The organism is Micromonospora vulcania (genome assembly GCF_042658605.1).
Lineage (GTDB): Bacteria > Actinomycetota > Actinomycetes > Mycobacteriales > Micromonosporaceae > Micromonospora > Micromonospora vulcania.
Genome location: NZ_JBHSQS010000003.1, coordinates 238527 through 265399, shown reverse-complemented (window position 1 = coordinate 265399; position 26873 = coordinate 238527). Strand labels below are relative to the sequence as shown.

General features: G+C 73.0%; 22 protein-coding genes and 1 pseudogene. 8 read left to right on the top strand and 15 right to left on the bottom strand.

Annotation, left to right across the window (positions count from 1 at the left end; all coding sequences use genetic code 11):
• Positions 1-172: 172 nt before the first annotated feature.
• Positions 173-1027 (bottom strand): hypothetical protein, encoded by an 855-nt coding sequence (locus ACFQGL_RS06060; RefSeq protein ID WP_377506608.1) that lies wholly within the window; start codon positions 1025-1027, stop codon positions 173-175.
• Positions 1028-1125: 98 nt separating this feature from the next.
• Here ACFQGL_RS06060 and ACFQGL_RS06055 point away from each other — a divergent pair, with 98 nt between their 5' ends.
• Complete coding sequence (locus tag ACFQGL_RS06055; RefSeq protein WP_377506605.1) at positions 1126-3834, top strand: wax ester/triacylglycerol synthase domain-containing protein; 2709 nt, start codon at positions 1126-1128, stop codon at positions 3832-3834.
• Positions 3825-4574 (top strand): SDR family NAD(P)-dependent oxidoreductase, encoded by a 750-nt coding sequence (locus ACFQGL_RS06050; protein WP_377506602.1) that lies wholly within the window; start codon positions 3825-3827, stop codon positions 4572-4574. The genes ACFQGL_RS06055 and ACFQGL_RS06050 overlap by 10 nt, the downstream gene beginning before the upstream one ends.
• A 28-nt stretch (positions 4575-4602) precedes the next feature.
• Here ACFQGL_RS06050 and hpnH read toward each other — a convergent pair whose 3' ends face one another.
• The 8 genes and pseudogenes from hpnH to hpnC form a co-directional block, all read right to left on the bottom strand.
• Positions 4603-5595, bottom strand: a complete 993-nt coding sequence (gene hpnH, locus ACFQGL_RS06045) for an adenosyl-hopene transferase HpnH (protein ID WP_377506599.1) — start codon at positions 5593-5595, stop codon at positions 4603-4605.
• A gap of 8 nt (positions 5596-5603) precedes the next feature.
• The gene (gene ispH / locus ACFQGL_RS06040; RefSeq protein WP_377507178.1) at positions 5604-6563 is read right to left on the bottom strand and encodes a 4-hydroxy-3-methylbut-2-enyl diphosphate reductase; all 960 of its coding nucleotides are present in this window, start codon (positions 6561-6563) and stop codon (positions 5604-5606) included.
• 60 nt (positions 6564-6623) lie between these two features.
• Positions 6624-7106 (bottom strand): annotated as a pseudogene (locus ACFQGL_RS06035) (phosphorylase family protein); the annotation flags it as partial.
• A gap of 38 nt (positions 7107-7144) precedes the next feature.
• Complete coding sequence (gene shc / locus ACFQGL_RS06030) at positions 7145-9097, bottom strand: squalene--hopene cyclase (RefSeq protein WP_377506596.1); 1953 nt, start codon at positions 9095-9097, stop codon at positions 7145-7147.
• On the bottom strand, positions 9097-10104 hold the full coding sequence (locus ACFQGL_RS06025) for a polyprenyl synthetase family protein (protein ID WP_377506593.1): 1008 nt from the start codon (positions 10102-10104) through the stop codon (positions 9097-9099). Before ACFQGL_RS06025 ends, shc begins: the two co-directional genes overlap by 1 nt.
• The gene (hpnE, locus tag ACFQGL_RS06020; RefSeq protein ID WP_377506590.1) at positions 10101-11477 is read right to left on the bottom strand and encodes a hydroxysqualene dehydroxylase HpnE; all 1377 of its coding nucleotides are present in this window, start codon (positions 11475-11477) and stop codon (positions 10101-10103) included. The genes ACFQGL_RS06025 and hpnE overlap by 4 nt, the downstream gene beginning before the upstream one ends.
• Positions 11474-12343, bottom strand: a complete 870-nt coding sequence (gene hpnD, locus ACFQGL_RS06015; protein ID WP_377506587.1) for a presqualene diphosphate synthase HpnD — start codon at positions 12341-12343, stop codon at positions 11474-11476. Before hpnD ends, hpnE begins: the two co-directional genes overlap by 4 nt.
• Positions 12340-13197 (bottom strand): squalene synthase HpnC, encoded by an 858-nt coding sequence (gene hpnC / locus ACFQGL_RS06010; RefSeq protein ID WP_377506583.1) that lies wholly within the window; start codon positions 13195-13197, stop codon positions 12340-12342. Before hpnC ends, hpnD begins: the two co-directional genes overlap by 4 nt.
• 537 nt (positions 13198-13734) lie before the next feature.
• On the opposite strand from hpnC, the gene ACFQGL_RS06005 reads away from it, so the two are divergent.
• Positions 13735-14055 carry a PadR family transcriptional regulator gene (locus ACFQGL_RS06005; RefSeq protein ID WP_377507175.1) on the top strand — a complete coding sequence of 107 codons (321 nt, stop codon included), beginning with the start codon at positions 13735-13737 and terminating at the stop codon, positions 14053-14055.
• A gap of 70 nt (positions 14056-14125) precedes the next feature.
• On the opposite strand, the gene ACFQGL_RS06000 is transcribed toward ACFQGL_RS06005, so the two are convergent.
• The 5 genes from ACFQGL_RS06000 to ACFQGL_RS05980 all read right to left on the bottom strand — a co-directional run bounded on the left by ACFQGL_RS06000 (position 14126) and on the right by ACFQGL_RS05980 (position 16738).
• Positions 14126-14698: a hypothetical protein gene (locus ACFQGL_RS06000; RefSeq protein ID WP_377506581.1), complete on the bottom strand. Its 573-nt coding sequence runs from the start codon at positions 14696-14698 to the stop codon at positions 14126-14128.
• 92 nt (positions 14699-14790) lie between these two features.
• Positions 14791-15150 (bottom strand): hypothetical protein, encoded by a 360-nt coding sequence (locus ACFQGL_RS05995; RefSeq protein WP_377506578.1) that lies wholly within the window; start codon positions 15148-15150, stop codon positions 14791-14793.
• Entirely contained in the window at positions 15147-15710 is a 564-nt protein-coding gene (locus tag ACFQGL_RS05990) for a hypothetical protein (protein WP_377506575.1), read from the bottom strand. The genes ACFQGL_RS05995 and ACFQGL_RS05990 overlap by 4 nt, the downstream gene beginning before the upstream one ends.
• Positions 15677-16219 carry a MauE/DoxX family redox-associated membrane protein gene (locus ACFQGL_RS05985; RefSeq protein WP_377506572.1) on the bottom strand — a complete coding sequence of 181 codons (543 nt, stop codon included), beginning with the start codon at positions 16217-16219 and terminating at the stop codon, positions 15677-15679. Before ACFQGL_RS05985 ends, ACFQGL_RS05990 begins: the two co-directional genes overlap by 34 nt.
• A gap of 9 nt (positions 16220-16228) precedes the next feature.
• Positions 16229-16738, bottom strand: coding sequence for a hypothetical protein (locus tag ACFQGL_RS05980; protein ID WP_377506569.1), 510 nt, complete (start codon positions 16736-16738; stop codon positions 16229-16231).
• A gap of 329 nt (positions 16739-17067) precedes the next feature.
• Here ACFQGL_RS05980 and ACFQGL_RS05975 point away from each other — a divergent pair, with 329 nt between their 5' ends.
• Positions 17068-20331 carry an AfsR/SARP family transcriptional regulator gene (locus tag ACFQGL_RS05975; RefSeq protein ID WP_377506566.1) on the top strand — a complete coding sequence of 1088 codons (3264 nt, stop codon included), beginning with the start codon at positions 17068-17070 and terminating at the stop codon, positions 20329-20331.
• Positions 20332-20350: 19 nt separating this feature from the next.
• Here the strand turns inward: ACFQGL_RS05975 and ACFQGL_RS05970 are convergent, their stop codons facing one another.
• Positions 20351-20926, bottom strand: coding sequence for a DinB family protein (locus ACFQGL_RS05970; RefSeq protein WP_377506563.1), 576 nt, complete (start codon positions 20924-20926; stop codon positions 20351-20353).
• Between the two features lie 510 nt (positions 20927-21436).
• Between ACFQGL_RS05970 and ACFQGL_RS05965 the strand changes: the two genes are divergently transcribed.
• The 4 genes from ACFQGL_RS05965 (at position 21437) to ACFQGL_RS05950 (ending at position 26862) form a co-directional block, all read left to right on the top strand.
• Positions 21437-22090: a response regulator transcription factor gene (locus ACFQGL_RS05965; protein WP_377506560.1), complete on the top strand. Its 654-nt coding sequence runs from the start codon at positions 21437-21439 to the stop codon at positions 22088-22090.
• A 155-nt stretch (positions 22091-22245) separates the two neighbouring features.
• Positions 22246-22923, top strand: coding sequence for a cytidylate kinase family protein (locus ACFQGL_RS05960; protein WP_377506557.1), 678 nt, complete (start codon positions 22246-22248; stop codon positions 22921-22923).
• Between the two features lie 70 nt (positions 22924-22993).
• Entirely contained in the window at positions 22994-24328 is a 1335-nt protein-coding gene (locus ACFQGL_RS05955) for an SWIM zinc finger family protein (RefSeq protein ID WP_377506555.1), read from the top strand.
• Entirely contained in the window at positions 24325-26862 is a 2538-nt protein-coding gene (locus ACFQGL_RS05950; RefSeq protein ID WP_377506552.1) for a DUF6493 family protein, read from the top strand. The genes ACFQGL_RS05955 and ACFQGL_RS05950 overlap by 4 nt, the downstream gene beginning before the upstream one ends.
• The last annotated feature ends 11 nt before the right edge of the window (positions 26863-26873 follow it).

Here is a 26873-nt window from a genome sequence, read left to right as displayed (position 1 = left end):
TCCGCTCCGTTCTGTCCTCCGCCCCCGCGTCCGATGCCGAGAGTTGGAAAGTATCCCAATCAACTGCAAATGGCTCGTTAAGCTGACGATCATCTCTAAAGGGGCAGTGTCCCTTTGCCGCGCATCGCCTGGGAGCACCCACATGTCAGCGACCGCGTCCGCGCGTCCCGGTTCAGCACCGGCTGCGGGTCGCCCCCTCGCGCTGCGGCGGGTGCGGCTCGGCGTGCCGGGCGAGCGCGACCGCCCCGGCGACGGCCAGCGCGAACCCCACCGCCGCCACGGGCACGTACCCGGGCCGTACCCCGTCACCGAGCAGCAGCCAGCCGGCCACCGCCGGGGCCACGGTCTGCCCGAGGGTGGTCGACGCGGAGGCCACGGTGACCGTGCCCAATTGCAGGGCGGTGGCATAGAGCAGCAGGCCGGTCAGCCCCGCCAGCACCACGGCGTACGTGGCCGGGCTGGTCAGCAGGTCGCCGACCGAGCCGGCCCGGCCGATCAGCCGGGCCCCGAGCGCCGCGCAGCCGAACGACAGCCCGGCGAGGAGACCCGGCACGGCCGGCCCGCACATTCGGGGACTGGCCAGGTACGCCGCGACGGCCAGGGCGAGCACCACCGCGAGCAGCCACCAGCCGGCCGACCCCGACACCTCGGTCGGCGGCCGACTGGCCGCCGTGGTCACCAGGAGCACCAGACCAACCACCACCGCGCCGATCGACACCCAGTCCCGGACGCCGAGCCGGATCCGCAACACGAACAGGGCGATGACCGCGACCATCCCGAGGTTGGCCGCCTGCACCGCCTGAACGGCGAAGAGCGGTGTGGTCCGCAGCGCGGCGAAGGTGAGCAGCGAAGACGCGCCATCCAGCACCAGACCCGTCGCGTACAGGCCGTTGCGTACCAACCGCAACAGCAGACGCGGGTCGAGGTGTTCGGTGGCCGCCACCCGGCGGACGCCGATCGACTGCACGATCGCCGCACTGGCGCTGCAGGACGCGGCGATGATCGCGAGCACGAAGCCGATGGCCATGACGGATTCCCGTGGTCCTGGACGCCGGACGGGGCCGCCCGGAACACCTGCGCATACCCGTCTTCGGCCGGGAATCGCACCGACCGTGCGAGCGGCGGATGAACACGCCCAATCGGCCGGCCCCACCCGCCGGGTCCGAGCCGGCCGAGCGGATCGCCCGGCGCGTGCTGGTGGTCTCGGCCGACATCGGTGGTGGTCACGACGCCACCGGCCGGGCGCTCGAGGAGCGCGTCCACGCGCTCTGGCCGGGGAGCCGGGTCGGATGGGTCGACACGCTGGAGGTCATGGGGCCGGGCGTCGGCCGTGGTTTCCGGCGCACCTACGTCACCAATGTCGCGATGACGCCCTGGTTGTACGAGTTCTTCTGGGCCTCGCTGTGGCGGCACCGCTGGTTCGCCACGTCCTCCAAGTGGTTCACCGGCGCGTGGGCGGGCCGGCGGCTCGCACCGGCCATCGAGGCGTTCGACCCCGACCTGATCGTCTCGACGTATCCGCTGGGCAGTGCGGGGCTGGCCTGGCTCCGTCGGCATCGCGGGCTCGACGTGCCGATGGGCGCCTGGGTCTCCGACTTCGCCCCGCACCCGTTCTGGGTCTACCCGCAGCTCGACCTGGACGTCGTGGTGCATCCGTCGGCGCTGCCGGTGGCGGCCGTCGCCGCGCCCGGGGCACCGCTCGGCGTCTGTGCCCCGCCGGTACTCGACCGGTTCCATCCCGGGGACCAGGCCGAGGCCGCCCGGCGCTGCGGTCTCGACCCGGATCGGGCGCCGGTGGTGGTCGCCTGCGGCTCGTACGGCTTCGGTGCGGTGGAGGAGGCGATCGTCGCGCTGGTCGGCATCGGGGACGCGGTGCAGGTGGTCGCCGTGTGTGGGCGCAACGAGGGGCTCGCGGACCGGCTGGAGGCGGTGCACGCTCCCCCGGGCCGGCTGGTGGTCCGCCGGTGGGTCGACGACATGCCCACCCTGCTGCGGGCCGCCCGGCTGCTGGTCACCAACGCCGGCGGGGCCACGGCGCTGGAGGCGTGGGCCACCGGCACACCGGTCGTCATGTACCGGCCCATCGCCGCGCACGGGGCGGCCAACGCCGCGCTGATGACCGCCGCCGGGCTCGCCGAGACCGCCCGGGATCCGGCAGCCCTCGTCGCGTGCGTCCGTACCCGACTGGTCGGTCGACCGCCGGCCCGCCTGGTCGAGGTCCCACCCGAGCCGTTCCTGCCGTACCTCGGGCTGCCGGCGCTGGCCGATCGGCGACCGCCGGCAGAGGCAGAGGTACCGGCCGGTTCACGGCCGGGCGGAAGGGCGCCGGGCGGCAGGCCGCCGAGCTGGCCGCTGCGCGCCCAGGACGCGTTCTTCGTACACGTGCAATCGCCCACGGTGGCCCAGCAGATCGGTACCGTGCTGGATCTGGACCCTCGCCCGGACGGCCGGCCGCTCACCCGGGCGGACCTGACCGCGTTACTGGCCCGACGGCTGCCCGCGATCGCGACCCTGCGTCGCCGCCTGGTGTCCCGGGGACGGTGGCGTCGGCCCGGTTGGGTCGTCGACCGGCAGGCCGACGCCGCCGCGCACGTCGACGAGGTCCGGGTCGGGCCCGACGACGACGGCGGTGCCGCGGTGGACCGGTTCTGGTCGGACCCGCTGGCCCTGGACCGTCCGCCCTGGCGGATGCTGCTGGTCAGCGGCCTTCCCGACGGGCGTACCCGGGTCGCGGTCAAGCTGCACCACTGCCTCGGGGACGGGCTCTCCGCGATCGGCGTCCTGCAACGCCTGATGGATCCCGGCGACCGGACCCCGTCGCGGAGCGCTGCGCCCGCCACCGCTGTCCCGACGGTGGCTCCGGCCGACGACCGGGCCGGTGCCGCAGTGGGCGCGGGACGCGCACCGACCCCGGGCGGCGTCCAGCGCGGCCGTCCGGGCGAACGGGCCCGGGAGCTGGCCCGACAGGCCCGGCTCACCGCACGTGGGCTGGCCCGCCTCGCCACGCAGGGACCCGCGCCGCGCAGCCCGCTCAACCGGCCCCTCAGCTCGCCGCGTCGGCGGCTGTTCACCGCGAGCCTGCCCGCCGCCGAGGTGCTTCGCGCGGCCCGGGCCTGCGGCGCGCACACCAGCGAACTGATGGTGGCCCTCACCGCCGGCGCGCTGAACCGGGTCCACCCGGCACCGGCGCCCCCACGGCTGCGGGCGATGTTCGCGGTCTCCACCAGCCCACGGCGGCGGGCGCCCACCTACGGAAACTGGACCGGCGCCGTCAGTCTCGACCTTCCGCTGGAACGGGCAGCGGCTCGCGACCGGGTCACCGCCGTACGTGGGTCGCTGCGCGCCGCGCTCGCCAGCGGGGAGGTCGAGGCCGCCGGCCTGGTGATGCGGGCGATGGGCGCGCTCCCCGCGCCGTTGCACGCGGCGGCGGCCCGCCGTGTCTACACCAGCCGGCACCTCAACGTCATCGTCTCCTACATGCCGGCGCCGTTTCGGACACACCGGCTGGCCGGTGCGCCGGTGCGGACGGCCACCCCGGTGGTCGCCCTGGCCGACGGGGTACCGGTGGGCATCGGCGTGCTGCGGTGCGGCCCCACCTTCGAGATCGGGGTGCTGCTGGACGAGTCGCTCGCCGACAGCGGCCCCGCCCTGGTGGCCGCGCTCCGCGCCGACCTGGCCGAACTACTCGCCGACGTCGACGCGGCTACGGGTAGGGACGCCGTGTCCCGGAGCGGAAACGACGGCGGCGAACCGGCCGTGGGCGGCGACGAACTGGGGGCCGACGTCGCGGCGTCCGCCGGGCCGGCGCCACCGGGGGTACGCCGGTGCGCCTGACCGGGTCGGTGGTCCTGGTCACCGGCGCCTCGTCGGGCATCGGGGCCGCGTTGGTACGGCGGCTCACCCGGGCCGGCAGCCACGTCCTCGCCGTCGGCCGGGACCCGGACCGGCTCGACCGGATCGCCACCGAGACCGGCGCGATTCCGCTGCTGGCCGACCTGAGCCGGCCCGACGCCGCCGGACAGCTGGCCGCGCGGGCGATGGAGCGGTACGGCCGGGTGGACGTGCTGGTCAACAACGCCGGAGTCGGCTGGGCGGGGCCGTTCGGCACGATGCCGGCCGAGCGCGCCGAGGAGGTGCTCGCGGTGAACCTGCGGGCCCCGGTCGAGTTGACCCGGGCGCTGCTGCCCGGGATGTGCGACCGCGGTGGGCACCTCGTCTTCGTCGGCTCGATCGCGGGCCGGCTGGGAGTGGCCGAGGAAGCCGTGTACGCGGCCAGCAAGGCCGGCCTGGACACCTTCGCGCGGAGTCTCCGGCTGGAATCGGCCTGCCGTCGGGTCGGCGTGACGGTGGTCGTGCCGGGGGTGGTGCAGACAGCGTTCTTCGAGCGCCGAGGCCGGCCGTACCACCGGGACCGGCCCCGGGCGATACCGCCGGACCGGGTGGCCGCCGCGGTGGCCGACGCGATCGTCCGGAACCAGGCCGAGGTCTATCTGCCGGCCTGGCTGCGGGTGCCGGTGGCGGTGCAGGGCCTGCTGCCGGCGGTGTACCGCCGCCTGGCCAGCCGGTTCGGCTGACCAGGCCGTTGTTCCGTGGGCACGGCGTTCAGTTCAACCGGGCCGCCCGCAGCGACTGACGCAGCGAGGACATGGTGGCCAGCACCGCCGTCGGCTCGTACCCGCAGTGCGCCATGCAGTTCGCGCAGCGGGGGTCGCGCCCCCGGCCGTAGCTGTCCCAGTCGGTCTCGTCGAGCAGCTCCCGGTAGGTTTCGGCGTAACCGTCGGCCATCAGGTAGCAGGGCCGCTGCCAGCCCAGCAGCGAGTACGACGGGATCGCCCACGCGGTGCACGGGAAGTCCACGCGTCCTTCGAGGAAATCCAGGAACAGCGGCGAGTGGTTGAGCCGCCAACGCGCCCGCCGACCACCGGCGAACGCCTTGCGGAACAGCTCCCGGGTCTCCGCGACGCCCAGGAAATGCTCCTGGTCCGGAGCCTTCTCGTAGGCGTACGCCGGCGAGAGCATCATCTCGTCGACGCGCAGGTCGTCGTTGAGGTAGTTGAGCACCTCGATCACGGTCTGCGGGGTGTCGGTGTTGAAGAACGTGGTGTTGGTGGTGACCCGGAAGCCGCGCCGCTGCGCGTCCCGTACGGCCGCCACCGCCTCGTCGAAGACGCCGTCCTTGCAGACCGACGCGTCGTGCCGATCCTTGAGCCCGTCGATGTGCACGGTGAAGGCGAAGTACGGCGACGGACGGAAATTCTCGATCTTCTTGGGCAGCAGCACCGCGTTGGTGCAGAGGAACACGAACTTCTTGCGCCGCACGAGTTCCGCGACGAGGGTGTGGATCTCCGGGTGCATCAGCGGTTCGCCACCCGCAATGGAGATCATCGGCGCACCGCACTCCTCGACGGCGGCCAACGCCTGCTCCACCGGCATCCGGCGCTTGAGCAGGCTCGCCGGCTGCTGGATCTTGCCACAGCCCGCGCACTTCAGATTGCAGGCGAACAGCGGTTCCAACTCCAGCAGCAGCGGGAACCGGTCCCGCCGGCGCAGCTTCTGCCCGACCAGGTATTGCGCGACCCGCAGGGTTTGACGCATTGGCATACTCACGGCTGACGTACCTCTTTCGGAAGGGTGAATCGCACGTCTTCCACAGCAGCGGTGTGTTCGCTCACCTCCCCCGCCCCGAGCGCGGTGAGGGCGGCGACGACCTCGTCGACCAGCCCCGGCGGCGCCGAGGCGCCCGCGGTGACGCCGACCGTCGTGGCCCCGTCCAGCCAGCGCAGGTCGACGCAGCCCACGTCCTCGACCAGGTGGGCCCGGGAGCCGGCGCGCTCCGCCACCTCCACGAGGCGCCGGGAGTTCGAGGAGTTGGCCGAGCCGACCACGAGGACCAGGTCGGCCTGCCCGGCGACGGCGGTGACGGCCTGCTGCCGGTTGGTGGTGGCGTAGCAGATGTCGTCCGAGCCGGGACCGGACAGCGCCGGGAACCGCCGCCGCAGCGCATCGACGATCTCCGCCGCCTCGTCCGTCGCCAGCGTGGTCTGCACCAGGTACGACACCCGGGCCGGATCGTCCACCCGCACCGTCTCCGCGGCGGCCGGGTCGGGCACCAGGCGGATCCGCTCCGGCGCCTCGCCGAGGGTGCCGTCGGTCTCCTCGTGACCGGGGTGCCCGATCAGCAGCACCGTGTCGCCCCGGCCCACGAACCGACGCGCCTCGGCGTGCACCTTCGTGACCAGGGGGCAGGTGGCGTCGATCACCGGCAGCCGCCGGTCGGCGGCCTCCTGGCGTACCGCCGGTGCGACGCCGTGCGCCGAGAAGACGGTGAGCGCCCCGTCGGGAACCTCGTCGAGTTCGTCGACGAAGACCGCTCCCCGGGCCCGCAGGTCGGCCACCACCCGCGTGTTGTGCACGATCTGTTTGCGCACGTACACCGGTGGGCCGTGCCGGCGCAGCGCCTGCTCCACCACCGCGATCGCCCGCTCGACTCCGGCGCAGAAGGATCGGGGCGAGGCCAGCACGACCTGGTGGACGCTGCGCGCCGCCGCCGCCCACTCGGTCAGCGCCTCCGCGACCGCCGGCAGCACGCGCAGCGCGGTACGGACCCGGGGCAGGGTGGCCGGCCGGTACAGCGTCCCGGCCGCGGTGTCGGCGACCACCCGGACGCAGGCCGCCGGCGCGGTGGCGCCGGCCAGCAACCACGCCGATTCGAGGTCGGCGACCAGTGCGCCGGTCGCGGCGAGCCGGGCCCGGGTCGGACCGTCGACCAGCCGGTGGGTGCTGACCACCGGGCCGACGTGCACCCGCAGCCCGCGTCGGCGCAGCGCGGCGGCGAGCAGGGCGGCGTCCGGCATCCGTAGCACGCCCGGCGGCCCGTACGGGGTCAGCGGGTCGACGCGTACCTCGCTGGCCACCACGACGTCGCCGGGGACCAGGTCGGGGGCCAGGCCCCCGCCGATGCCGGCGACGGCGACCGGGCCCGATCCGGTACGCCCGCCGGTGACGGCCGAGCGGGCGCGCCGCGGCCCGACGCCGGTGCGGCGCAGCGCCAGTTGCCCCGGTCGGTCGGGCAGGCCGCGCCGCAGCGCGGCCGCTTCCAGGCGCATCGGCGCGTAGAGCGTTCCGGCCGGGCCGTCCGGGCGCGTCACCGGGTCACCGTGGCCTCGGCCTCGTCGGTCCGCGCGGCCAGGATCCGTCCCAACGCGCTGATCGGGAAGACCAGCCGGTACAGCCCGTAGTTGATGTAGAAGTCGCCCGGGAACCCGGTGCCGGTGTAATGCGGCTCGTCCCAGCCGCCGTCCGGGCGCTGGCTGGCGACGAGCCAACCCACGCCGCGACTCGCCGGCTCCCCCGCGCCGTGGCCGGCGGCGTGCAGCGCGAGCAGCGCCCAAGCGGTCTGCGAGGCGGTTGACTCGCCGCGCCCGATCCAGGCCGGGTCCCGGTAGGAACGCAGATCCTCACCCCACCCGCCGTCCGGGTTCTGATGCGCGAGCAGCCAGTCGACGGCGCGGCGGATCGCCGGGTGACCGGCTGGCAGGCCGGCCGCGACCAGGGCCGGTACCGCCGCCCCGGTGCCGTACACGTGGTTGGCGCCCCAGCGGCCGAACCAGGAGCCGTCCGGCTCCTGCGCCCGGAGCAGCCAGTGCACGGCGCGGCGCAGCGGCACGGTGCCGGTGAAGTTCTCCGCCGCCAGCGCCTCCACGATGTGGGCGGTCACGTCGGCGCTGGGCGGGTCGATGACCTCGCCGAAGTCGCAGAACGGCAGGTCGCCGAGGACCGCACGGGTGTTGTCCGCGTCGAACGCGGCCCAGCCGCCGTCGCGGCACTGCATGCCGACGAGCCACCGGGTCGCGCGCAACACGGCCGGCTCGACGGGTACGCCAATCCGCCGCAACGCCATGATCACTTCTGCGGTGTCGTCGGTGTCGGCGTACCCGTCGTTGTCGAACTCGAAGGCCCAACCACCGACCGGGGTGTGCGGCCGGCGCACGGCCCAGTCGCCGCGGACCTGTATCTCCTCGTCCAGCAGCCAGTCGCCCGCCTGCACCAGCGCGGGGTGCCCGGCCGGCAGACCGGCGTCGGAGAGGGCGATGACGGCGAGCGCGGTGTCCCACACCGGCGACTGGCACGCCTCCAACCGTCGGACCGGGCCGTCCGGCGTCTGCTCCCGCACGGTGAACCCGTCCAGCCCGGTCAGGCCGGCCCGCAGCACGGGATGGTTCAGGGGGTAGCCGAGCAGGTGCAGCGCCATCAGCGAGTAGACCCAGGGCGGCTGGATGCCACCCCACGAGCCGTCGGCCTCCTGCCGGGCCACCACCCACTCGGCGGCCCGCCGCAGGGCGTGCCGGCGCACCGGACCCCGTGCGATCCGCTCGTAGCCGTTGGCGAGCCGGTCGAGCCGGTACAGCAGTCCGGACCGCGAGGTGAGCTGCGGCGGCCTCGTCGCCGGCGCCGCAGTACGCAGCTCGTCGACGGCGAAGCCGAGGTCCCGCACCGGACGCAGCGCGCGGACGATCGACAGTGGAACAATGGTCTGCCGGGCCCAGCAGGCGAAGTCGTAGATGTTGAACGGCATCCAGGACGGCAGCAGCACCAGCTCGGGTGGAATGGCGGGCAGCCTGGACCACGGCCAGTGGCCGAAGAGCGCCAGCCAGAACCGGGTGAACACCCGGCTCGCCGCCAGGCCGCCCTGCGCGCGGACGAACCGGGCGGCGGCGGCCATGTGCGGCGCCTCCGGCGGGTCGTCGGCCAGCCGCAACGCCACGTAGGCCTCGATGGTGGTGGAGAGGTCGCCCGGCCCACCGTGGAACGTCGCCCAGGACCCGTCCGACCGCTGCTGGGACCGGATCCACCGGGCCGACTCACTGGTCTGCTCCGCGGTACGGATGCCGAGGAACTGCCGTAGCAGCAGGTCCTCGGCGTCCATGGTGACGTTCGTGGCCAACTCGCCCTTCCACCAGCCGGCCTCGTCCTGCAACCCGAGCAGGTGGTCCCGGGCGCGACGCAGCGCCTCCCGGGCGGTGCCGGACGGATCCGCGCCGGTCGGGGGGCCGATCGAGGCGGACGCCGTCGGCTCCGGAGACAGCAGGTCGGTCATCAGTGGTCCCGCCCGGTGATGAAGGCGGCGATCTCGGCCAGCTCGCCGCGTACGTCCTGCGGCAGGTCCAGGGCCGCCAGTTCGGCCCGAGCCCGCTCGGTCTCCTGCCGGGCCCGTTGCCTGGTCCACTCGCGCGCCCCGGTCTCCTCGATCAGGTCACTCGCCCGCGTCACGTCGTCAGCGGCCAACGGCGCGGGCGACCGGTACAGCTCGGCCAGGGCGCGGCCGGCGCTGCCCCCGCTGGTCACCGCGCGAACGACGGGGATGCTGCGCTTGCGGGAGCGCAGGTCCGAGCCGACCGGCTTTCCGGTGCGCTGCGGATCGCCCCAGATCCCCAGCAGGTCGTCGACGAGTTGGAACGCCAACCCGAGGTGGAGGCCGAACCGGGACAGGCCGTCGACCAGGGGCTGCGGGCCGCCGCAGAGCAGTGCCCCGAGCGCGCACGAGCCGGAGAGCAGCGCGGCGGTCTTGTTCCTGGCCATGGTCAGGCACTCGTCGAGGGTGACGTCGTCGCGCCGCTCGAAGCCCAGGTCGGACGCCTGCCCGGCGAGTAGCGCCCGGACGTCCAGGGCGAGTCGGCGGGCCGCGGGACATCCGCCGGGCACCTCGACGAGCGCCTCGTACGCCAGCCCGATGAGGGCGTCGCCGGCGAGGATGGCCGGGCCGACCCCGAACACCGTCCACGCGGTCGGGCGATGACGGCGTTCGGTGTCACCGTCCATCACGTCGTCGTGCAGCAGCGAGAAGTTGTGCGCCAGCTCGACCGCGGCGGCGGCCGGGACGCCGGCCCCGGGCTCGGCGTTGGCGGCCCGAGCCGAGAGCAGTGCCAGCATCGGACGCAGCCCCTTGCCCTGCCGGTTGGCGGGCGAGCCGTCGGCGTCCCAGTAGCCGAGCTGGTAGCCCGCGACCAGCCGGTTGCCGGGGTCCAGGCGGTCGAGCAGCGCGCGGATGGCCGGCTCGACGTGGCTCTGGATCTGGTCGGTGCTGCTACTGCCTACAACAGTCATCGTGCGGCCTCCGTGTGGTGTCGGGGCCGGGACACGAGTTGGCGGGCGACCACGTCGGCGGCCTCCCGGCCGCTGCGCACCGCGCCCTCCATCGTGTCCGGCCAACCGGTGTCGGTCCATGCGCCGGCCAGGACCAGCCCGGGCAGGCGGGTGGTCGGCACCGGCCGGTACGCCCGCGTACCGGGGGTCTGCCGGAAGGTGGCCCGCGGCTCCCGGGTCACGAACGCGTCGCGCACCGGAGTGCGCCGGGCCGCCGGGAACAGCTCGGCGAGGGCTGCGCGCTGCGTCGCCACCAGCTCGGCAGCGGGACGGTCGATATCGGCGTCGGCGGCCGACAGGGAGACCACCAGGTGCTGGTCGTCGGCGCCCGGGTCGGACCGATCAAAGATCCACTGCGCCGGGGACTCCACGGCGGCGGCCATCGTCAGCGCGGTGACCCGCCGTTCGTAGCGCAGGTGCACGTTGACGATCGGCACCGCGCCCAGCCGGTGCCAGTCGCCGGCGGTGGGCGCGGCGGCCGGCGGTACCAGCGATGCGGCAACCTGGTGCGGTACGGCCAACACGACAGCGTCCGCGGTCAGCTCGCCGTCGTTCAACCCGATCCGGAAACCCGTGGACTCCGGGTGGATCCAGCGCACCCGCGACCGGGTGTGCACCGAGGCGCCGAGCCGGGCCAGCAGCCGCCGGGCCGCGACCGCGTGCAGGTCGACCAGAGGGACCAGTGCCCGGCCGATGTCGCCGCCGTCCGCCTCGTCCAACAGCCCGGTGCGGAACACCCGGGCGGCGAGCGACAGCGACGCCTCGCCGGACGGCAGGTTCAGCGCCGCCACGCAGATCAGGTCCCAGAGCCGCCGACGGCTGCGGTCGCTCTGGCCGTGTTCGACCAGCCAGTCGCCGAAGCTTCGCGCGTCGGTGGCGGGCCGATCCGGGTCGACGTGTCGCAGCGCGGCGCAGGCCCGCGCCGCGGCGAACCGCTCACCGGGACTGAGTAGCCGGTAACCGGCGAGCGCGGGCAGCAGATGCGCCGGGGCCGGGAGCCGGCGACGGGCCAGCAGGTGCGGTGCCCGCCCCGGGAGCAGTACCGGCACCGCGAAACGTGGCTGCAGGTCGGTGCCCGCGGTGGTCCCGAGCCGGTCCAGCAACCCTCGGTAGGCGTGGTAGCAGCGCAGGAAGACGTGCTGCCCGGTGTCGACGGTCAGGCCGTCACGGCGCAGGGAGTAGGTGGCCCCGCCCAGCTCCGGCCGGCTCTCCAGCAACGTCACCGGCAGGCCGAGGTCGGCGAGTCGGATGGCCGCCGTGATGCCGGCCAGGCCGCCGCCGATCACGCAGACCCCGCCCGTACCGGTCGACGGCCGGTCCACCGACCCGGTCATGCCGACCGCCCGACCAGTGCGCGGGCCGCCACCCAGGCCTTCTCGTGCCCGGGGAGGGACACCCGGCTGTGGGTGACCGCCAGCGGGTCGGCCGCGATGCGTGCGAGCAGGCGCCGGTAGATGCCGGCCATCGCGGCGGTGCACGCCGCGCTGCGCCGGTCCAGCATCGGCAGGAGTCGCAGCCCGACGTCGTACCAGTGGGCGGCCCGGTCCGCCTCGTAACGCACCAGCTCGATGAGCCGCGCGGGCGGGTCGGTGAACCCGCCGTCGTTCAGGTTCAGCGTGCAACCGAACCGTTCCAGGTCCTCGGCGGGCAGGTAGATACGCCCGTCGACCCGGTCCTCGACCAGGTCGCGCAGGATGTTGGTCAGCTGCAACGCCACACCGAGGGCGTCGGCCAGCGGCGCGGCGCGACCCGGGTCGGCGGTGCCGAACACGCCCAGGGAGAGCCGACCGATGGAACCCGCCACACAGCGGCAGTACCAGTGCAACTCCTCGAAGGTGGCGTACCGCCGGCCGGTCACGTCGGCCGCGCAGCCGTCGATCAGCTCGTCGAACGCCTCCAGCGGGATCGGCATCCGGGTGGCGGCGTGACCCAGCGCGGTGAGGACCGGGTCGCCGCCGCTGTTGCCGGGCAACCGCCGCAGGGCCGCCCGGGTCTCCCCGAGCAGCTCCAGCTTCTCCGCCGGCGGCAGGTGGCCGTCGCCGATGTCGTCGATACGACGGGCGGTGGCGTAGATGGCCGAGAGGACGCGGCGTTTCGCCGGCGGCAGCAGTCGGATGCCGTACGCGAAGTTGGCGGCCTGACTGCGGGTGATGTCCTCGCAGCGGCGGTAGGCGGCCGCCACGTCCGTGGTCGCGGTCATCCGGCGCTCCGCACCATCGCGCTCAGCCAGCGACCGAAGACCCGGCGGCCCCGAGGACGGACGGTCACCCGCAGCGGGTCGTGGTCGGCGTCGGCCAGTGCGTCGAGCGTCGCCCGGCCCCCGGCGAGATAGCCGCCCACCGCCAGCCGCGCCCACCCGTGCAGGTCCGCCACCAGCGGGGCGCCCGCCTCCAGCCAGGCCCGGGCACGCTCGGCTTCGAAGCCGATGAGCTCGCGCAGCCGCCGGTCGGCGGTGGGGCCGGCGAGATCGGCCTCGGTGACGCCGAATCGGTCGAGGTCCTCGGCGGGCAGGTAGACCCGGCCCCGGCGGTGATCCTCGGCGACGTCCTGGAGGTGTTCGACGAGTTGCAGCGCGGTGCAGATCCGGTCGGAGAGCGCTAGCCGCGCCGTCCCGGCCTGGCCGAAGACGTGCAGGACCAGCTCCCCGACCGGGTTGGCCGAGAGGGTGCAGTAGTCGACCAGCTGCGCGAACGTCGCGTACCGGCGGACGTGCTGGTCGACCCGGTTGGCCTCGACCAACCGGAGCAGGGGTTCGAGCGGCAGGCGGCACTCGGCCACGGTGGGCGCGAGGGCACGCACCACCCGGTCGGTCACCGGCCGGCCGGCGTACAGCGCCCGCAGCTCGGTCTCCACCTCGTCGAGGGCGGCGAGCCGGTCGACCCCCGGTGCGAGGGGTTCGTCACCGAGGTCGTCGACGTGGCGCGCGTACCGATAGAGGGCGAGCAGGTCGCGGCGGCGCCGACGGGGCAGCACCCGCAGCGCGACGGGGAAGTTCTCCTGCGCCCGCGCCTGCTCGATCCGGCGGGTCGCCGGGGCGACGGCGGGTGGGTTCATCCGGGGATTGCCTTCCTCTGCTGGAAGGGGGCGGCACGGCGCGTCCCCGCTGGTCGCGAGGTGGCCGCCACGTCGACAGACCGTCTCCGTCGGGAACGGCTTGAGTTCTCCGTCGAGCGGTCGGAGCCGGCCGCCGCTTGGCCGGTGGAGGTCGGCGGGCTGGTCGACACTGCCGAGCAGGGACATCATTCCTCCCTCCGGTGGGTGCGCGAGCCCTGCGGCGACGATCGGATGGATCGCAGATCGGCACGTGCCCCCCGCCGACCTGGGTCGTCCGGCGACGGAGCAGCGCGCAGCACGCTGCGGATCACGGTGGCCCGGCCATCGATGGCGCTGGTGGCGCCACGACAGAACGAGATCACCCGGAACACGTACAAAATTACCCTAGTCGGTCTTATCGCCTTTACCGCTTGAAATCCCGGTGAATGCCTCGGATCAAGCCCGGCTCCGTCGGGCGGGTCGCGGCCGACGGCCTCTCTCCCGCGCCGAGCGTTGACGATAGATTGATCAGCAATATATGTTGCCTCGGTGACTGAAATGCGCGAGGCGACCTTTCTGATCCTGACCGCGCTGGCCGACGAGCCGCGCCACGGTTACGGGATCATCCAGGAGGTCGCCTCCGTGTCGGGCGGGCGCGTCACCCTGCTGCCGGGAACCCTCTACGCCGCCCTGGACCGGCTGGTCGCGCAGGGGTTGGTCGAGCTCAGCCACGAGCAGGTCGTGGACGGCCGGCTGCGCCGCTACTACCGACTGCGCGCCGACGGCCGCGCCGAGCTCGTGCGCCAGACGGAACGACTCCGCCAGCTCGCGTCCGCCGCCGAATCCCGGCTGCGCGCCCCACGGCCCAACTTCGCCTGACCCCGGCCGCCGCAGCGCTTGGGAGAGTGTCAGTTCGGCCGGGGCCTCGACAACAGGCCCCGGCCGAACCTCAGATCGCGGACGTCGCGATCACCACGATGGTCGGCAGCAACGCCGTGCCAACCGCCGCGGACTGCACCAGCCGCCTCGGACCGGGGCGGCCCAGGTCACTCACGCTTCCGTGACCGGCGAGAATCGCCACGACCAGCGGTACGGTGAACGCGCCACCGAACACCAGCCCGCTCCACTGCGGAGCGACGTTGAGCAACGCCGCCATCAGAAGCACCCAGGTGGTCGCCGATACCCGGAACGTGCTCCACATCAGCCCGGTGTCCAGGCCCCAGATCATCGGCGGAACCCACCACGGGATGTTCTCCCGATGACCGAGTTCCTTGGACGTCTGGCGCCGAAGCCCGGGGGCGTACGAGTCGGTCCGGATCGCGTGCACGTCGAAGGACGCCGCCACCAGGGCCGCCACCAGACACAGCCCCACTGCGACCCGGGCATCGAGCCGCCCGGCGAACAGGGTGCCGACCTGGTAGAGCGAAGCGGTGACGAAGCCCGCCATGGCGATGTGCGCGACGGACAGTACGGCGACGAAGCGTAGGCCGCTTCGAACGAGCCGGGACGAGTCCCCTTGCACGAAGGGGCGGATGACTCCGATGAAGGATTGGCCTCAAGGGCTGAAGAGTTGAGCGAAGCCCGCCACCGCGGCGAGCACGATCGTCCAGAGAACTACCATACGTACCAGATCGAGCAGGCGAAGGGACCGCTCCAGCACGAGGTCTTGCTCTTGCTGCACTCACCGCAGCCGTACGTGCGGCCGCCGCTGGTGCAGGTCCAGAAGGTGCGGTAATAGCCCGACGGGCAGGTGTAGCGATCGGGTTCGACCGCGTAGTGGCACCGGGTGCAGCTGGCCAGCGAACAGCAGGGCGATCCCAGGCAGTCTGCCACCGCCGGAGATGCCTTCAGCACAGTGGCCAGGCCGGCGACGACCGCGGAGGCCGCTCCCATGAGCGCGAATCGGCGGCTGGGACGGCGATCGGTGATCGCCGCCGTCTCGGTCGGTGTCACGCACTCCATCTGATTGGTCATAGCCGTACGGTTCCTTCCTTGGCGACGGGCAGCGGGGATGGGACGGTGCGAGCGTTCAACAGCGGTTGCAGTTGCCGGAATGACGGCAGTGTCTGGGCCAGGAATGCCTCACCCGAGCGGTAGAGGACCACCGACGGCACGGTGTCGATGCCGATCGCCCGCGCGACCCCTTCGTCGACATCGATGGTCGCCCGGTCCAGCGGCATGTTCAGGCCTTCGAGCCACGCGCGGCCCTCCTCCTCGGAGTGCGCCTGCTGCAGGACGATCCAGACGAGATCCAGATCCTTGCGACGCAGGCCTTCCGCGATCGACCGGCAGGTCGTGCAGGACACCGACAGGAAGAGCAGCGCGAGATGCGGCTGCGCGTCGAGCCGTGGCGGGAGCCCCACCAGGGAGGGCTTGATCGAGTCGTCCATCGGGATCGGGATCGGCGACGGGTTGTCTTCGAGCTTGAGGGAGGTACGGATAAGTTCAAGGGTTTGGTATTGATCGATCAGCGCCAACACGCAGATCCCCATCAGCACGCTCAATGCGGCGACGACGACCCAGAGGAAGCCCATTGACTCTCCAACACTTTCAGGTAGCTCCAGCTCCGCAGGGCCAGAGGCAACAGCTGACGAACGACGGTCACCAGGCACAGCACCAGCGCCGTCAGCGCGACCCCGTCAGGACCGACGAGGAAATTCGACGAGTCGCCGTGCGCTGCCCAGGCGACGGTGAGCCAGATCGGGAGCAGCGCGAGTTGCGTCCAGCCCAGCTTCGCCTCGGACCCGCCGCCGAAGCACGCACAGCGCACCGACTCACCACGAGCCAGTGCGATCGTCGCCGCACCTGCGAACGACGCGCCGAGCGCGATCACCAGGCTGGCTGTCACCCCGCTGTGCGGTGCGGTCAGCAGGAGGACCGCGGTGCTCAGCTCCGCGCCGCTGACCAGAACGGACAGGACGCGCGGGCGCGGCATCCTGAGCGCTACGAGCGTGCGGCGAAAGGCGGTGGGCGCGACGAGCTTCTGACCCGCCGTGTAGAGCAGGACAGCAGCCGCGACGATCCGCACCGCGGCGTCGATCATCAGCGGCATCTAGGCGGGGACGACCGCGAGGACCTGGGCGTCGGCCAGCTCCGTGTCCAGGAGGCAGACCCGCACACGCCGCGCAGTTCGCTTGTCGAGCAACGGCGACGCGGCCACCCGCTGGCCCGCGACCGCATAGCCGCTGCCGTCCCGCTTCGGCACTCCAGTCACCCAGTGCACCACCGGCACGGCGGCCACGGCGAGGCCGGGCCACAGGTCGGTCACCGTGACCAGGTCGCCCGGCCGTGGGGCGATCCCGTCCGGGAAGCCGGCGAACGGAACCCGCTCCGCCGCCCGGATCGCGGTGCGGTTCGCCACCTTTGGCGTGCCAACCACCGCGCCGCCGGCCTCCACGGTCGACACGCGGGCGAGCTCACCGCGCGATCCGGCCTGAGTGGCACTCGTTCCAGCGTCGGCCGAAGCCGCCTCACCGGAGACGGCCACCACGGTGACGGCCGATCCCACCACGGCACCAACCCGTAGGATCTGCCGCCGCGATAGTCCCTTTTCCTGGGTCATGCTCACTCCTCGGGTCGTGTCCATGAGGACGATTTGCAGGTGTCGGTGCCCCGAGCACGGCACCACGTACACGACATCGCGGACGCGCAGCACCATCGATGTTCGCTCGGGTATCGGTGCTGCCCCTGCCCCTTTCGACCACCGTTTCAGCGGAGCGTTCGAGGGGTCCAGCGCGCCGAGGCGTTCTTGAAGAGAACTTGACCAAAGCCGCCACGAGAGTTCGGCGTATCGATTCCCAGTCTTCGGTGGGCGTCGATGGGCCGTCCGGAAGGGCATGCCGTTGGTGAGATCATTCCCGGCGTCGCGGTTTCCTACGGAACGGACCTGGCGTGGACCAAGTCGAGGACGGCCTGCAGTTTCGGCTGCTGGGGCCGGTTGGCGTGTGGCAGGGCACCCGCTGGCTGGGCCCGTCGGCCGCGCAGCAACGCACCGTACTGGCCATGCTGGCGCTGGAATGCGGAAACATCGTTCCCTTCGATCGCCTGGTGACGGCGCTGTGGGGTACGGCGCCGCCCATCTCGGCGCGCAACGCGGTGCAGGGCTGTGTCTCCCGACTACGGGCCCTGCTCAACTCGGTCGACGCGCCGCTCCGTACGGCTGAGCTGGTGGGGGCGGGATCGGGCTATCGGCTGGCCGTCGACCGGTCCGCGGTGGATCTGCACCACTTTCGTGACCTACTGCTTGCCGCGCGGACGTGCGAGCCGGAGCGGGCTCGGGAACTGGTCGACCGTGCTCTACGCCGATGGCGCGGGCCGGCGTTGGCCGACGTCGCCGGCCCGTGGCTGGACGAACTCGTCGCCCCGCAGCTGAACGAGGAGCGGTTCGCGGCGCTTGAGCTGCGCGCCGACCTCGACCTCAGGCTCGGCCGATACGGCGACATCATCGACGGACTGTCCGACGTGCTAGCTGACAACCCGGTCCGGGAGCGCCTGGCGCTGGCGCTGCTGATTGCGCTGCACCGGTGCGGCCGTCGGGTCGACGCGCTGACCCTGTTCCGCCGGGTCCGCGAGAGCCTGGTCGAGAGGCTCGGCATCGAGCCGGGTGAGGAACTCCAGCAGGCCTACCGCGCGATGCTCGCCGGCGCCGAGCCCGTCGCGAAACCCACCGGGCAGGTGACGCGGGAACCGACGGGCGAGGTGCCGCGGCAACTACCAGCGGTCACACCCGGCTTCATCGGCCGCCAACGGGAGATGACCGTCCTCGACGAGTTGCTGGAGGCGCGGGCGGCACGGATCATTGTCGTCTGCGGCCCCGCGGGAGCGGGGAAGACCAGCCTGGCCGTGCGGTGGGCGCACGGCGTCCAGCATCATTTCCCGGACGGGCATCTGTTCGTGGACATGCTCGGGTTCCATCCGCGTCCCCGCCGGACCCCCGGTGAGGCGCTACCGCTCCTGCTGGACGCGCTGGGCGTAGCAGCCGACCGGATACCGGCCGAGGCGGACGCGCAGGTCGCGCTGTACCGTTCGGCGCTCGCCGGCCGGCGGGTCCTGCTCGTACTGGACAACGTTTCCGACGCCGACCAGATCCGACCCCTCATCCCGGGCGGTGCGGGCTGCCTCGTCATGGTGACCAGCCGGGACAGGCTCAGCGGCCTGATCGCCCGGGACGGTGCCGCCCGGCTCACGCTCGACGTCCTGCCCGCCGCCGACGCGGTCCAACTGCTCGTCGGCACCGCCGGGGCCGAGCGCATCAACGCCGAGCCGGTTGCTGCCCGGGAGTTGGCCGAGCTCTGCGGGCACCTGCCGCTGGCCCTGCGCATCGCCGGCGCCCGCCTGGCCGACCGGGCGCACGTGAGCGTACGCAGGCACCTCGACGAGCTGATCGCTCGGGGCCGGGTCTCGCAGCTACGGGTCGACGGTGATGACAGCTCCGCCGTCCGGGCCGCGTTCGAGCTGTCCTACCAGGCACTCCCGGCCCCGGCGGGCCGGGTGTTCCGGTTGCTCGGGCTGGTGCCGGCACCGGCCGGTCTCGCCGTTCCCGCAGCCGCGGCGTTGGCCGGCCTGCCCTGCGACGACCTCGATCCCCTCATCGACGCCCTGGCCCGACTGCACCTGATCCGGATCACCCGGACAGCCCGGATCGTCAGCCACGACCTGTTGCTCGAGTACGGGGCACAGCTCGCCGCCGAACATGACGACGCGGCCGACAATGCCGCCGCCGTGCACCGGCTGCTGCACTTCTACCTGCATGCTGTCGCCCGAGCCAGCGCAGCGCTGAACGGCCCGTCGCGGCTACGGTTGCCGCCGGACCCACCGCCGCCCGGCGTGCAGGTGCCCGAGCTCGACGACCAGGCATCCGCCCGCGAGTGGCTCGCTGCGGAATCGGCGAATCTGGTGGCGGCGCTGGAACACGCGGCTGCCGACGGCCGACACCGGATGGCATGGCAACTCGCCCATGTCTCATACGACTTCCTGCGCATGCGGACGCCGCTGAGCCAGTGGCGGTCGATCGCCCTCACCGGGCTGAAAGCGGCCCGGCACGACGGCGACCTGCGCGGCGAGGCGGTGCTACGGCAGAGCCTGGGACTGCTGAACTGGCGTACCGGCGATCTGCGCGCCGCCCGCGCCGAGTACGAGGCGGTCGCGGCGCTCGCCGCGCGGGCCGATTGGCAGGTCGGCGCCTCGGCCGCGCACTGCAGCATCGGCATCACCCTGGCGCAGCTGGGCCGACCTCGGGCCGCGATCAACCGTTTCGAGCAGGCCCTCGCCATCGACCGGCAGATCGGCGACCGCCGGGCCGAGGCCGGCACACTGGCAAACCTGGCCGCCGCCTGCGAGGAGGTGGGCGACCTGGCCGCAGCGGCACGGCACGGCGAACAGGCGATGTGGTTGCTGCGGGAAACCGGCCAACATCTCGGGGCCACCGTGGTCAGCGAGAACCTCGCGCTGGTGGCCCGGGAACTGGGCCGGCTCGACGAGGCGCGGGCGGCAGCGGAGGAGGCGGTACGCATCGGCCATACGATCGGCGCCCGACACGAGGAGGCCGCTTCGCTGACCACGCTCGGCCGTGTGCACACCGACGCGGGACGCTACGCGGAGGCCGAGGAGGTGCTCAACCTCGGCCTCGACATCGTCCAGGGACTGCCGGACGGCCGACTGGAGGTGGTCACCCAGAGTGCGCTCGCCGAGGTACTGCTGCGGCAGAACCGCTTGTCAGAGGCGAACAGTCGGCTCGAAATCGTGCTGGCCGGGGTGGACCGGACCGGCAACGAGCGCGCCAGAGTCGAGGCGCTGATGCTGCTCTCCGACCTGTCCGCGGCCCGCAAGGAGTTCGACAGAGCCCACGAGTACGCCACCAGTGCGATAGCGGCCGCCCGCACCGGTGGGTACACGTTGGTGGCCGGTCAGGCACGAAGCCGCCTCGCCGCCGCGAGCCTGGGCCTCGGCGATGCCGCGGCGTGCCTCGTCGAGGGCCGCCAGGCGCTGCGCGTCCAACGCCGGGCAGGACAACGCCTGGCGTACGCCCGCACGTTGACGACCATCGGCTACGCGTACGAGGCCCTGGGCCGCCCGTCGTCGGCCCAGCCCCGGTTGCGAGAGGCACACGAGCTGTTCCGCGAGATCGGCGCCGCCGAGGCGGCATTGCTCGGCTAGGGCGCGTCCTGCCGGTCTGCTAGCGGTGGGTACTTGCTGCGTCGAGGGCAGCCTGCTCCACTCGCTGGCGGTAGTCCAGCCACCATGACTCGTCTGTGGGGGGCAGGTTGTCGTTCCTGGGCAACAGCCCGGCCGCGCCGTCGATGAGTTCGCGCACGATGTCGGCGTGGCCGGCGTGCCGTTGTGTTTCCGCAATGACGTGGACCAGGACGTGGTGCAACGTGACCGCTGCGTCGCCCCACCACGGCACGCGGCCGACCTCATCCAGTGCAAGGGCTTCGATGGTGGTGTCGGCGTGCACGATCGCACGGCGGTACAGCGCGACGATCTCCTCGCGGGTCTCATCTGCGGTCGCCCACATGTCCGCATTGGTCTCCGCCCCCTCACCGACGTACGGCAGCTCCTGCTCGAACGGCCGGGCGAAAACGGCGCCGAAATAGAGGATCTCCATGGCTGCCGCGTGCTTCACCAGACCGAGCAAGTTGGTTGCGGTCCGGGTCAACGGACGCCGAATGTCGTATTCGCTGAGCCCGTCGAGCTTCCACAGCAGCGCGTCACGGCCGCCCTTCAAGTAACTGTGCAGGTCTGCCTTCATCGCGGCACTATGGCATTCGGTTCAGTGTCGGCGCTGCCCCGGACGCTCCACGGAGCCCCTGATCGGCAGGACACGCCCTAGCTGGGACGTACGTCAAGACTCTCTCAAGTTCGATCGCGCCGCCTCGACTGCGAGTCGTTCCCCGAACAGTATTCGGTGCGGGGACAAACACGGTGTGCAACATGACCTGTCACCCCGGCCAGCGCCGCGCCGAACGGCCCGTCGCGGCCACGGTTGCCGCCGGTACCTGAGCGGTCGGGCGCTCCCCCGTCGCCCGCCCCCGGGCGGACGCTGAGGCTTCGCGCCCTCGGCGTCCGCCCACCCGACCTGCCGCCTCAGCCAGAAATCAGTGCCCGCTCAGCGCTGTCGGGTCTAGTTCGCAGCCGAACGGCCGCCCGCCGTTCGGGACTGACGAGGTGCATCCACGACGACGCCGGCCGCCCTGGTCCGGGTGCCGATCCTGCTCTCGCCCACGGCGGGAGGGCACCGCGACAGTGACAGGCGAGGGCGATGCGGATCTTGCTCGTGGAGGACGACCTGCGGAGTTCCGCGGTCATGAGTTCGACGCTGCGGCGACGCGGTTATCAGGTGGAACAGGCCTCGACCGCCGCCGCGGCGCTCGTGGCGGCCCCGTGCGACCTGGTCCTGCTGGACCTGAGCCTGCCGGACGGCGACGGATTCGACGTGTGCCGGACCCTCCGGGGGCGCAACCCGGCGCTGGGCATCATCGCGGTCGCGCGGTGCGAACGGGACGGAATCACCGGACTGCGGATGGGTGCCGACGACTACGTCGGCAAGCCCTACGCGATGGCCGAGCTGCACGCGCGCATCGAGGCGTTGCTACGGCGAACAGTGCGGCAGGCTCCGCTGCCCGGTCACGTCATCGACGTCGGAGGGCTGCGGATCGATCTGCTGGCTCGCACGGTGCACGTGGACACCCGTCCGGTGTCGTTGACCCGCAAGGAATTCGACATCCTGGCCTCGCTGGCCCGCCGGCCCGGCCTCGCGCTCACCCGCGAACGCATCATGTTGGATGTCTGGCAGACCACCTGGTCGGGCCGACACACCCTGGCGGTCCACGTAGCGACGCTGCGCGCCAAGCTGGGTAGGCCCGAGCTGATCGAGACGGTACGAGGACTCGGCTACCGCCTGCCCGCCGAGTGAGCGAGCCAGTCGCCGCACGGAAACATCACGCGCCGATACGACCAGCCGGGGCGAGAGTGGTGAGCTCATGAGCATGACAGTGTTGCTATCTCGGAATAGCCTGGGCCGGCTCGGCTCGACACGGCGACCTCCGCGAGACCAGGACGGGGCAGGACATGGACCACGGCACCCGCGATGAGATGCTTGGCCGCCTCGCTGAGGCAGTCGGGTCCGTCACGGTCGCACACCCGACGCGGGTGGCCATCGACGGGCCGCCCGCCGCAGGCAAGACCACGCTCGCCGACGAGCTCGCCGACGTCCTGCGCACACAGGGCCGCGATGTCATCCGCGCGACAGCCGACGATTTCCTCTTTCCCCGGGCACAGCGCTATTCGCGCGGCGAGTACTCGGCCGAAGGTTGCTACTTCGACACCCACGACCACGACGCGCTGAACCGGGTTCTGCTCGATCCACTCGGCCCGGGTGGAGATCGACAATTTCAGCACGCGGTCTACGACCGCGCCACGGATACCGCGCTGTCCCCGCCGGTCACGACTGCCCCCGCCGACGCCGTGTTGGTCTTCGACGGCGTCTTCCTCATGCGCCCGGAACTGTTTGATCGGTGGGACCTGCGCATCTTCGTGTCGACCGCGCTCGAGAAGACCGTGGATCGTGCCGTGGTCCGAGAGCGCCAGGTGTCATCTCGGGCCGAGGTCGAACGGCGCTGGCGCGAGCGTTACATCCCCTCCCAGCAGCTCTACCTCGCCACGGTCCGCCCGACGGATCACGCCGAGATCATCGTGCACAACGACGTGCCCCAGCAGCCGGCCTGGGAGACCGCCTTGACCCCATGACGATTCGCCACACGCCTACACACGCCGCGCACCGACAAGGTGTCGGGGGTCGGTCGTAAGTTCTGCAGCCGTGAGCGCTCTTCAGACGTACCGCTACCTCCGGCCGTCCACGCTGCACCGGGGTGACCTGGCGCTGCAGACCAGCGGCGGACCCGCGACCAACCCGCGGTTCTTCTCCGGCTTCCTGACGACTCCGCAGGCGGCAGCCGCCGGGCTCCTGGCTGTCGCCGAAGTCGCCCGGACCCGGTATCACCAGCCGGTCAGCCCCGCGAGCCTCGATCCCGTGGTCACCGGCAGCCGGGACCGGATGCGCTTCGAGTCGTTCTCCGGCTGCTGCGGGGTGTACGCGCGGCTGGACGTCGTGCCAGCCGGGTTCGACGGTGACATCGTCGAGCACGGCACGACCAACGTCGACGTGAACGCGCCGCTGCGGGAGGCACTGGCCCGGGTGGGTGGCATCGACCCGCTGCACCTGTCGGTGGGGCCGGACGACCTGACCGTGTCCACCATGGATGGCGCGGTGGTGGAGAAGAAGGTGCCGCTGCCCGGGCGTTGGCTGCGCGGGTTCGCCGAGGTCCACCTGATCGCGGCGACCCTGGAACCGCGGGCGGAGATCTCGGCGACCGAGGCGGCTGCCTTCCTGCGCCGGCTGCCGGCGGGCAACGACCGGTCGGTGCTCTGGGTCGTGCCAGCCGGGCGCTCACTGCGGCTGACCTCGCGCCCGGTGCCCGGCGCGGTGTGCCTGGCCGGCGCCGGACGGCTCGCCACGCTGCGTGGGCTGCTCCGGTACGCGAAGACCCTGCGGGTGTACGGGCCGCCGGCGGCGGCCGGCTCGCCGCCGCTGCCGAGCGTGTGGGAACTCGACACCGGCGCGCTGCGGCTGTCGCTGACCCTGTCGCCGGAGCCCTACCGGGGTTTCTCCGGCGAGGGCGGCGCGCTGACCGCGCTCGCCACGGACGACGTCGCCGACGACGCCGCGCTGGTCGCCGCGCTGCTGTCCTGGGACCCGACGATCGACGTCGACGCGTTGGCCGCCTCGGCGGCGGTCTCGGCGGACCGGGTCCGGGCGGCGCTGGCCCAGCTGGGCACCGCCGGCCGGGTCGGCTTCGACGTGGCCGAGGCGGGTTACTTTCACCGGGTGCTGCCGTACGACGCCGGCAGGGCCGAGCGGGACAATCCCCGGCTGGTCGGGGCGCGGGCGCTGGTCGAGGCGGGCGCGGTCACCCTCGACGGCGAGGCGGCGACCGTACGCCACGGCGACGAGGTCTACCGGGTCCGCCGCCGGACGGACGGCTCGTACACCTGCTCCTGCCCCTGGTGGGCGCGGCACCGCGGTCAGCGCGGGCCCTGCAAGCATGCGCTCGCCACGACGATGGTGGCCACTCCGGTGGAGGTCGGGGCGTGAACGATCCATTGGAGTTCCTGGTCCGGGGTGACATCGGCGCGGCCGTCGACGCGGTCGACGGCCTCGATGACCAGGGGCGGCGGTCGTTCGCCGACGGGCTGGTTGCCCACGTGCGGCGGCGGCGCGACAACTGGTGGTGGAACGACGAGGCGACGGCCCTGGCGGTGGCCGCGGTCGGGTGCATGCCCACCGCCGCCACGGCGGCCGAACTGCTCGGCCGCCGGAACGTGTCGCTGCGGGGCGTCGACGCTGGGCTGGTGGTGCAGGTCGCGCGGACGCGCGGGGTGCCGTGGCTGGCCGAGTTGGCATACCGGCTGGCGGACCGGCTCCGCCGGGACGACCCGAGGGACGGCTGGGGATTCGTCGCCGAGCTGCTCACCGCCGAGAAGGCGGTCGCACCCACCGGTGAGGAGTTCGTGCAGGGGTGGCTCGCCCGGCTGGCGTGGCCGCCGGAGTGGCAGCGACCGGTCCCGCTGGTGGACCGGCTACGGGCGGACGTGTTCCTCGACGCCCTGGTGCCGCGCCTGTTCGAGGTGGACGGCGCCGGGACGCGGATGTCCTTCGACGAGTTCATGACCGACGAGAAGCTCGCATTGCCGCGCGCGCTGGCGCGACTGGCCGGCGAGGGCCGCCTGGACCGGACGTTGCTGCTCGACGGCTGCGTGAGCCGACTGTTGCGCGGCGACCGGCCGTCCGCGTTGCGCGCGTTCGTCGCCCTGCACGCTCTGCTGGAGCCCACCGCCAGCGAGGTCGACCGGCACCGCGGAGACTACCTGCGCCTGCTCGCCGACGCCCCCGGGTCCGTGGCGTCGATGGCGCAGAGGACGCTGCGGACTCTCGACGCCGTGGAGGTCGACGGGCTGCTCGACACGTCGCGGGCCGTCCTCGTCCGGCCCGACAAGGCGTTGGTCCGCGCCCAGCTCGGCTGGCTGGACCAGCTCGCCCGCCGGCACCCCGACCGGGCGGCGGAGATCGCCGAGGTCATCGCGACAGCGGTCGACCACCCGGCTGCGGACGTCCGCGACCGGGCCGGCACGCTGGCTGCCCGGCACGGGCACGTGGCCGCTCCGCGGTTCGTGGTCGGTGCGGTGGGCGACGATCTGCCGCCACCGGCCGGCCCGCTGCCGGCGCCACCGGCCATCACCGACCCGGACGAACTCGCGGAGGAGGTCGCCTCCCTGCTCGGCGGCCCTACGACGGCGTCCGGTCTGGAACGGGTCCTCGACGCGGTGGTCCGGCTCGCCGGTGGCGACCGGGCCCGGCTGAAAGACGCCCTGGTTCCGGTGCTGCGGCGGCACCGCGCCGGCGCGGAGGAGCACCCGTGGGATCCGTGCTGCCTGTGCGGTCTCCTCGGCGGGGTGCTGCACGCGGCGGCCGACCCGATCGAGGGGGGCGTACGGCGGGGACGGTGGGCCGCGATGCTGGCGGCGTTGCGGCACCGCACGCCGGGCGGACCGCCCCTCGATCCACGGGTACCCCCGCCGCACCGGCTGCTGCGCGCCCGACTGGCCGAGATCGGTGATCGCGTCGGCTCGCCCCGGCACCCCGGTCTGCTCGCGGCCCCGACCACGGCGAACGGCGCCATCGACCCGGAGGTGCTGTACGACCGCCTCACCCGGCTCGGCGAGCGCGGCGCGTGGGAGGTGGACCTGACGCAGGCCCTGCTACGGCTGCCCGCGCGGGTCGACGAGCCCCTCGCGGCCAGGGCGGCGGCGCTCGGCACGCGCGCCGGTAACCGGCTCGCCGGATGGCTGCGTGCCGGTGGCCTGCCGACCCCGGAACAGCGAGTGGTCACGTTGCCCCGCCGGGAGCGCCGACACGGCTTCGACTGGGGGTACGACGAGCTGCCCCGGCAGCGGACGCACGTGCTGGTCAGCCCACCGGAGGGCGTGGACGACCCATTCGGCCTGCTCACCGTGCCGGCCGGATCCGTGGACAGCTACGTCGGCGGCGCGGCGCTGCTCTGGCCGGCCGTGCTGCCCGGCTACCGGGGACTGGTCGCGGCGTACGCGCTGCCCGACATCGCCAGCGCCGCCGACCAGGACCTGTCTGGCGGCGCCGCGATCCTGCCGCTGCTCGCTGAGTGCGGCGGCGACGGCGGTCCCGCCGTCGACCTCGCCCTCGCGTACGGCCTGGGTGCCCGGCACGAGTCCGACCGGGTCGCCGCCGTCGACGCCCTGCTGATGCTGGCTGCCGCCGGCGACCTGGACGCTCGCACGGCGGGGGCCCACCTCGGCGTCCTCGCCGCCGTCGGTGACCTCACGCTGACCCGCACCCTGCAGCCGCTGCGCGACGCGGCCGCCGCCGGTGCCCCGCTCAGCACCTGGCGTCTGCTCGCCGCCGCGTTGCCCGCGCTGCTCGCGGCGGCGAAGGCCCCGCGCGGCACCCCGGACCTGTTGACCCTGGCTGCCGAGACGGCGCGCGCGACCGGCGCCCGGATCGACGTTCCCGGGCTGGCCGAGGTCGCCGCCCGCGGCGGGTCGAGCCGGCTGGTCACCGAGGCGCGGCGCCTGGCCGACGCGCTCGACCGGTGATGCGATCCGTA

What these genes read in the sequence shown, in the direction of transcription:
- ACFQGL_RS06060 (WP_377506608.1), bottom strand. Translation starts at nt 1,027, where the DNA reads ATGGCCATCGGCTTCGTGCTCGCGATCATCGCCGCGTCCTGCAGCGCC.
- ACFQGL_RS06055 (WP_377506605.1), top strand. Translation starts at nt 1,126, where the DNA reads ATGAACACGCCCAATCGGCCGGCCCCACCCGCCGGGTCCGAGCCGGCC.
- hpnH (WP_377506599.1), bottom strand. Translation starts at nt 5,595, where the DNA reads ATGCGTCAAACCCTGCGGGTCGCGCAATACCTGGTCGGGCAGAAGCTG.
- shc (WP_377506596.1), bottom strand. Translation starts at nt 9,097, where the DNA reads ATGACCGACCTGCTGTCTCCGGAGCCGACGGCGTCCGCCTCGATCGGC.
- ACFQGL_RS06025 (WP_377506593.1), bottom strand. Translation starts at nt 10,104, where the DNA reads ATGACTGTTGTAGGCAGTAGCAGCACCGACCAGATCCAGAGCCACGTC.
- hpnE (WP_377506590.1), bottom strand. Translation starts at nt 11,477, where the DNA reads ATGACCGGGTCGGTGGACCGGCCGTCGACCGGTACGGGCGGGGTCTGC.
- hpnD (WP_377506587.1), bottom strand. Translation starts at nt 12,343, where the DNA reads ATGACCGCGACCACGGACGTGGCGGCCGCCTACCGCCGCTGCGAGGAC.
- hpnC (WP_377506583.1), bottom strand. Translation starts at nt 13,197, where the DNA reads ATGAACCCACCCGCCGTCGCCCCGGCGACCCGCCGGATCGAGCAGGCG.
- ACFQGL_RS06005 (WP_377507175.1), top strand. Translation starts at nt 13,735, where the DNA reads ATGCGCGAGGCGACCTTTCTGATCCTGACCGCGCTGGCCGACGAGCCG.
- ACFQGL_RS05995 (WP_377506578.1), bottom strand. Translation starts at nt 15,150, where the DNA reads ATGACCAATCAGATGGAGTGCGTGACACCGACCGAGACGGCGGCGATC.
- ACFQGL_RS05990 (WP_377506575.1), bottom strand. Translation starts at nt 15,710, where the DNA reads ATGGGCTTCCTCTGGGTCGTCGTCGCCGCATTGAGCGTGCTGATGGGG.
- ACFQGL_RS05985 (WP_377506572.1), bottom strand. Translation starts at nt 16,219, where the DNA reads ATGATCGACGCCGCGGTGCGGATCGTCGCGGCTGCTGTCCTGCTCTAC.
- ACFQGL_RS05980 (WP_377506569.1), bottom strand. Translation starts at nt 16,738, where the DNA reads ATGACCCAGGAAAAGGGACTATCGCGGCGGCAGATCCTACGGGTTGGT.
- ACFQGL_RS05970 (WP_377506563.1), bottom strand. Translation starts at nt 20,926, where the DNA reads ATGAAGGCAGACCTGCACAGTTACTTGAAGGGCGGCCGTGACGCGCTG.
- ACFQGL_RS05965 (WP_377506560.1), top strand. Translation starts at nt 21,437, where the DNA reads ATGCGGATCTTGCTCGTGGAGGACGACCTGCGGAGTTCCGCGGTCATG.
- ACFQGL_RS05960 (WP_377506557.1), top strand. Translation starts at nt 22,246, where the DNA reads ATGGACCACGGCACCCGCGATGAGATGCTTGGCCGCCTCGCTGAGGCA.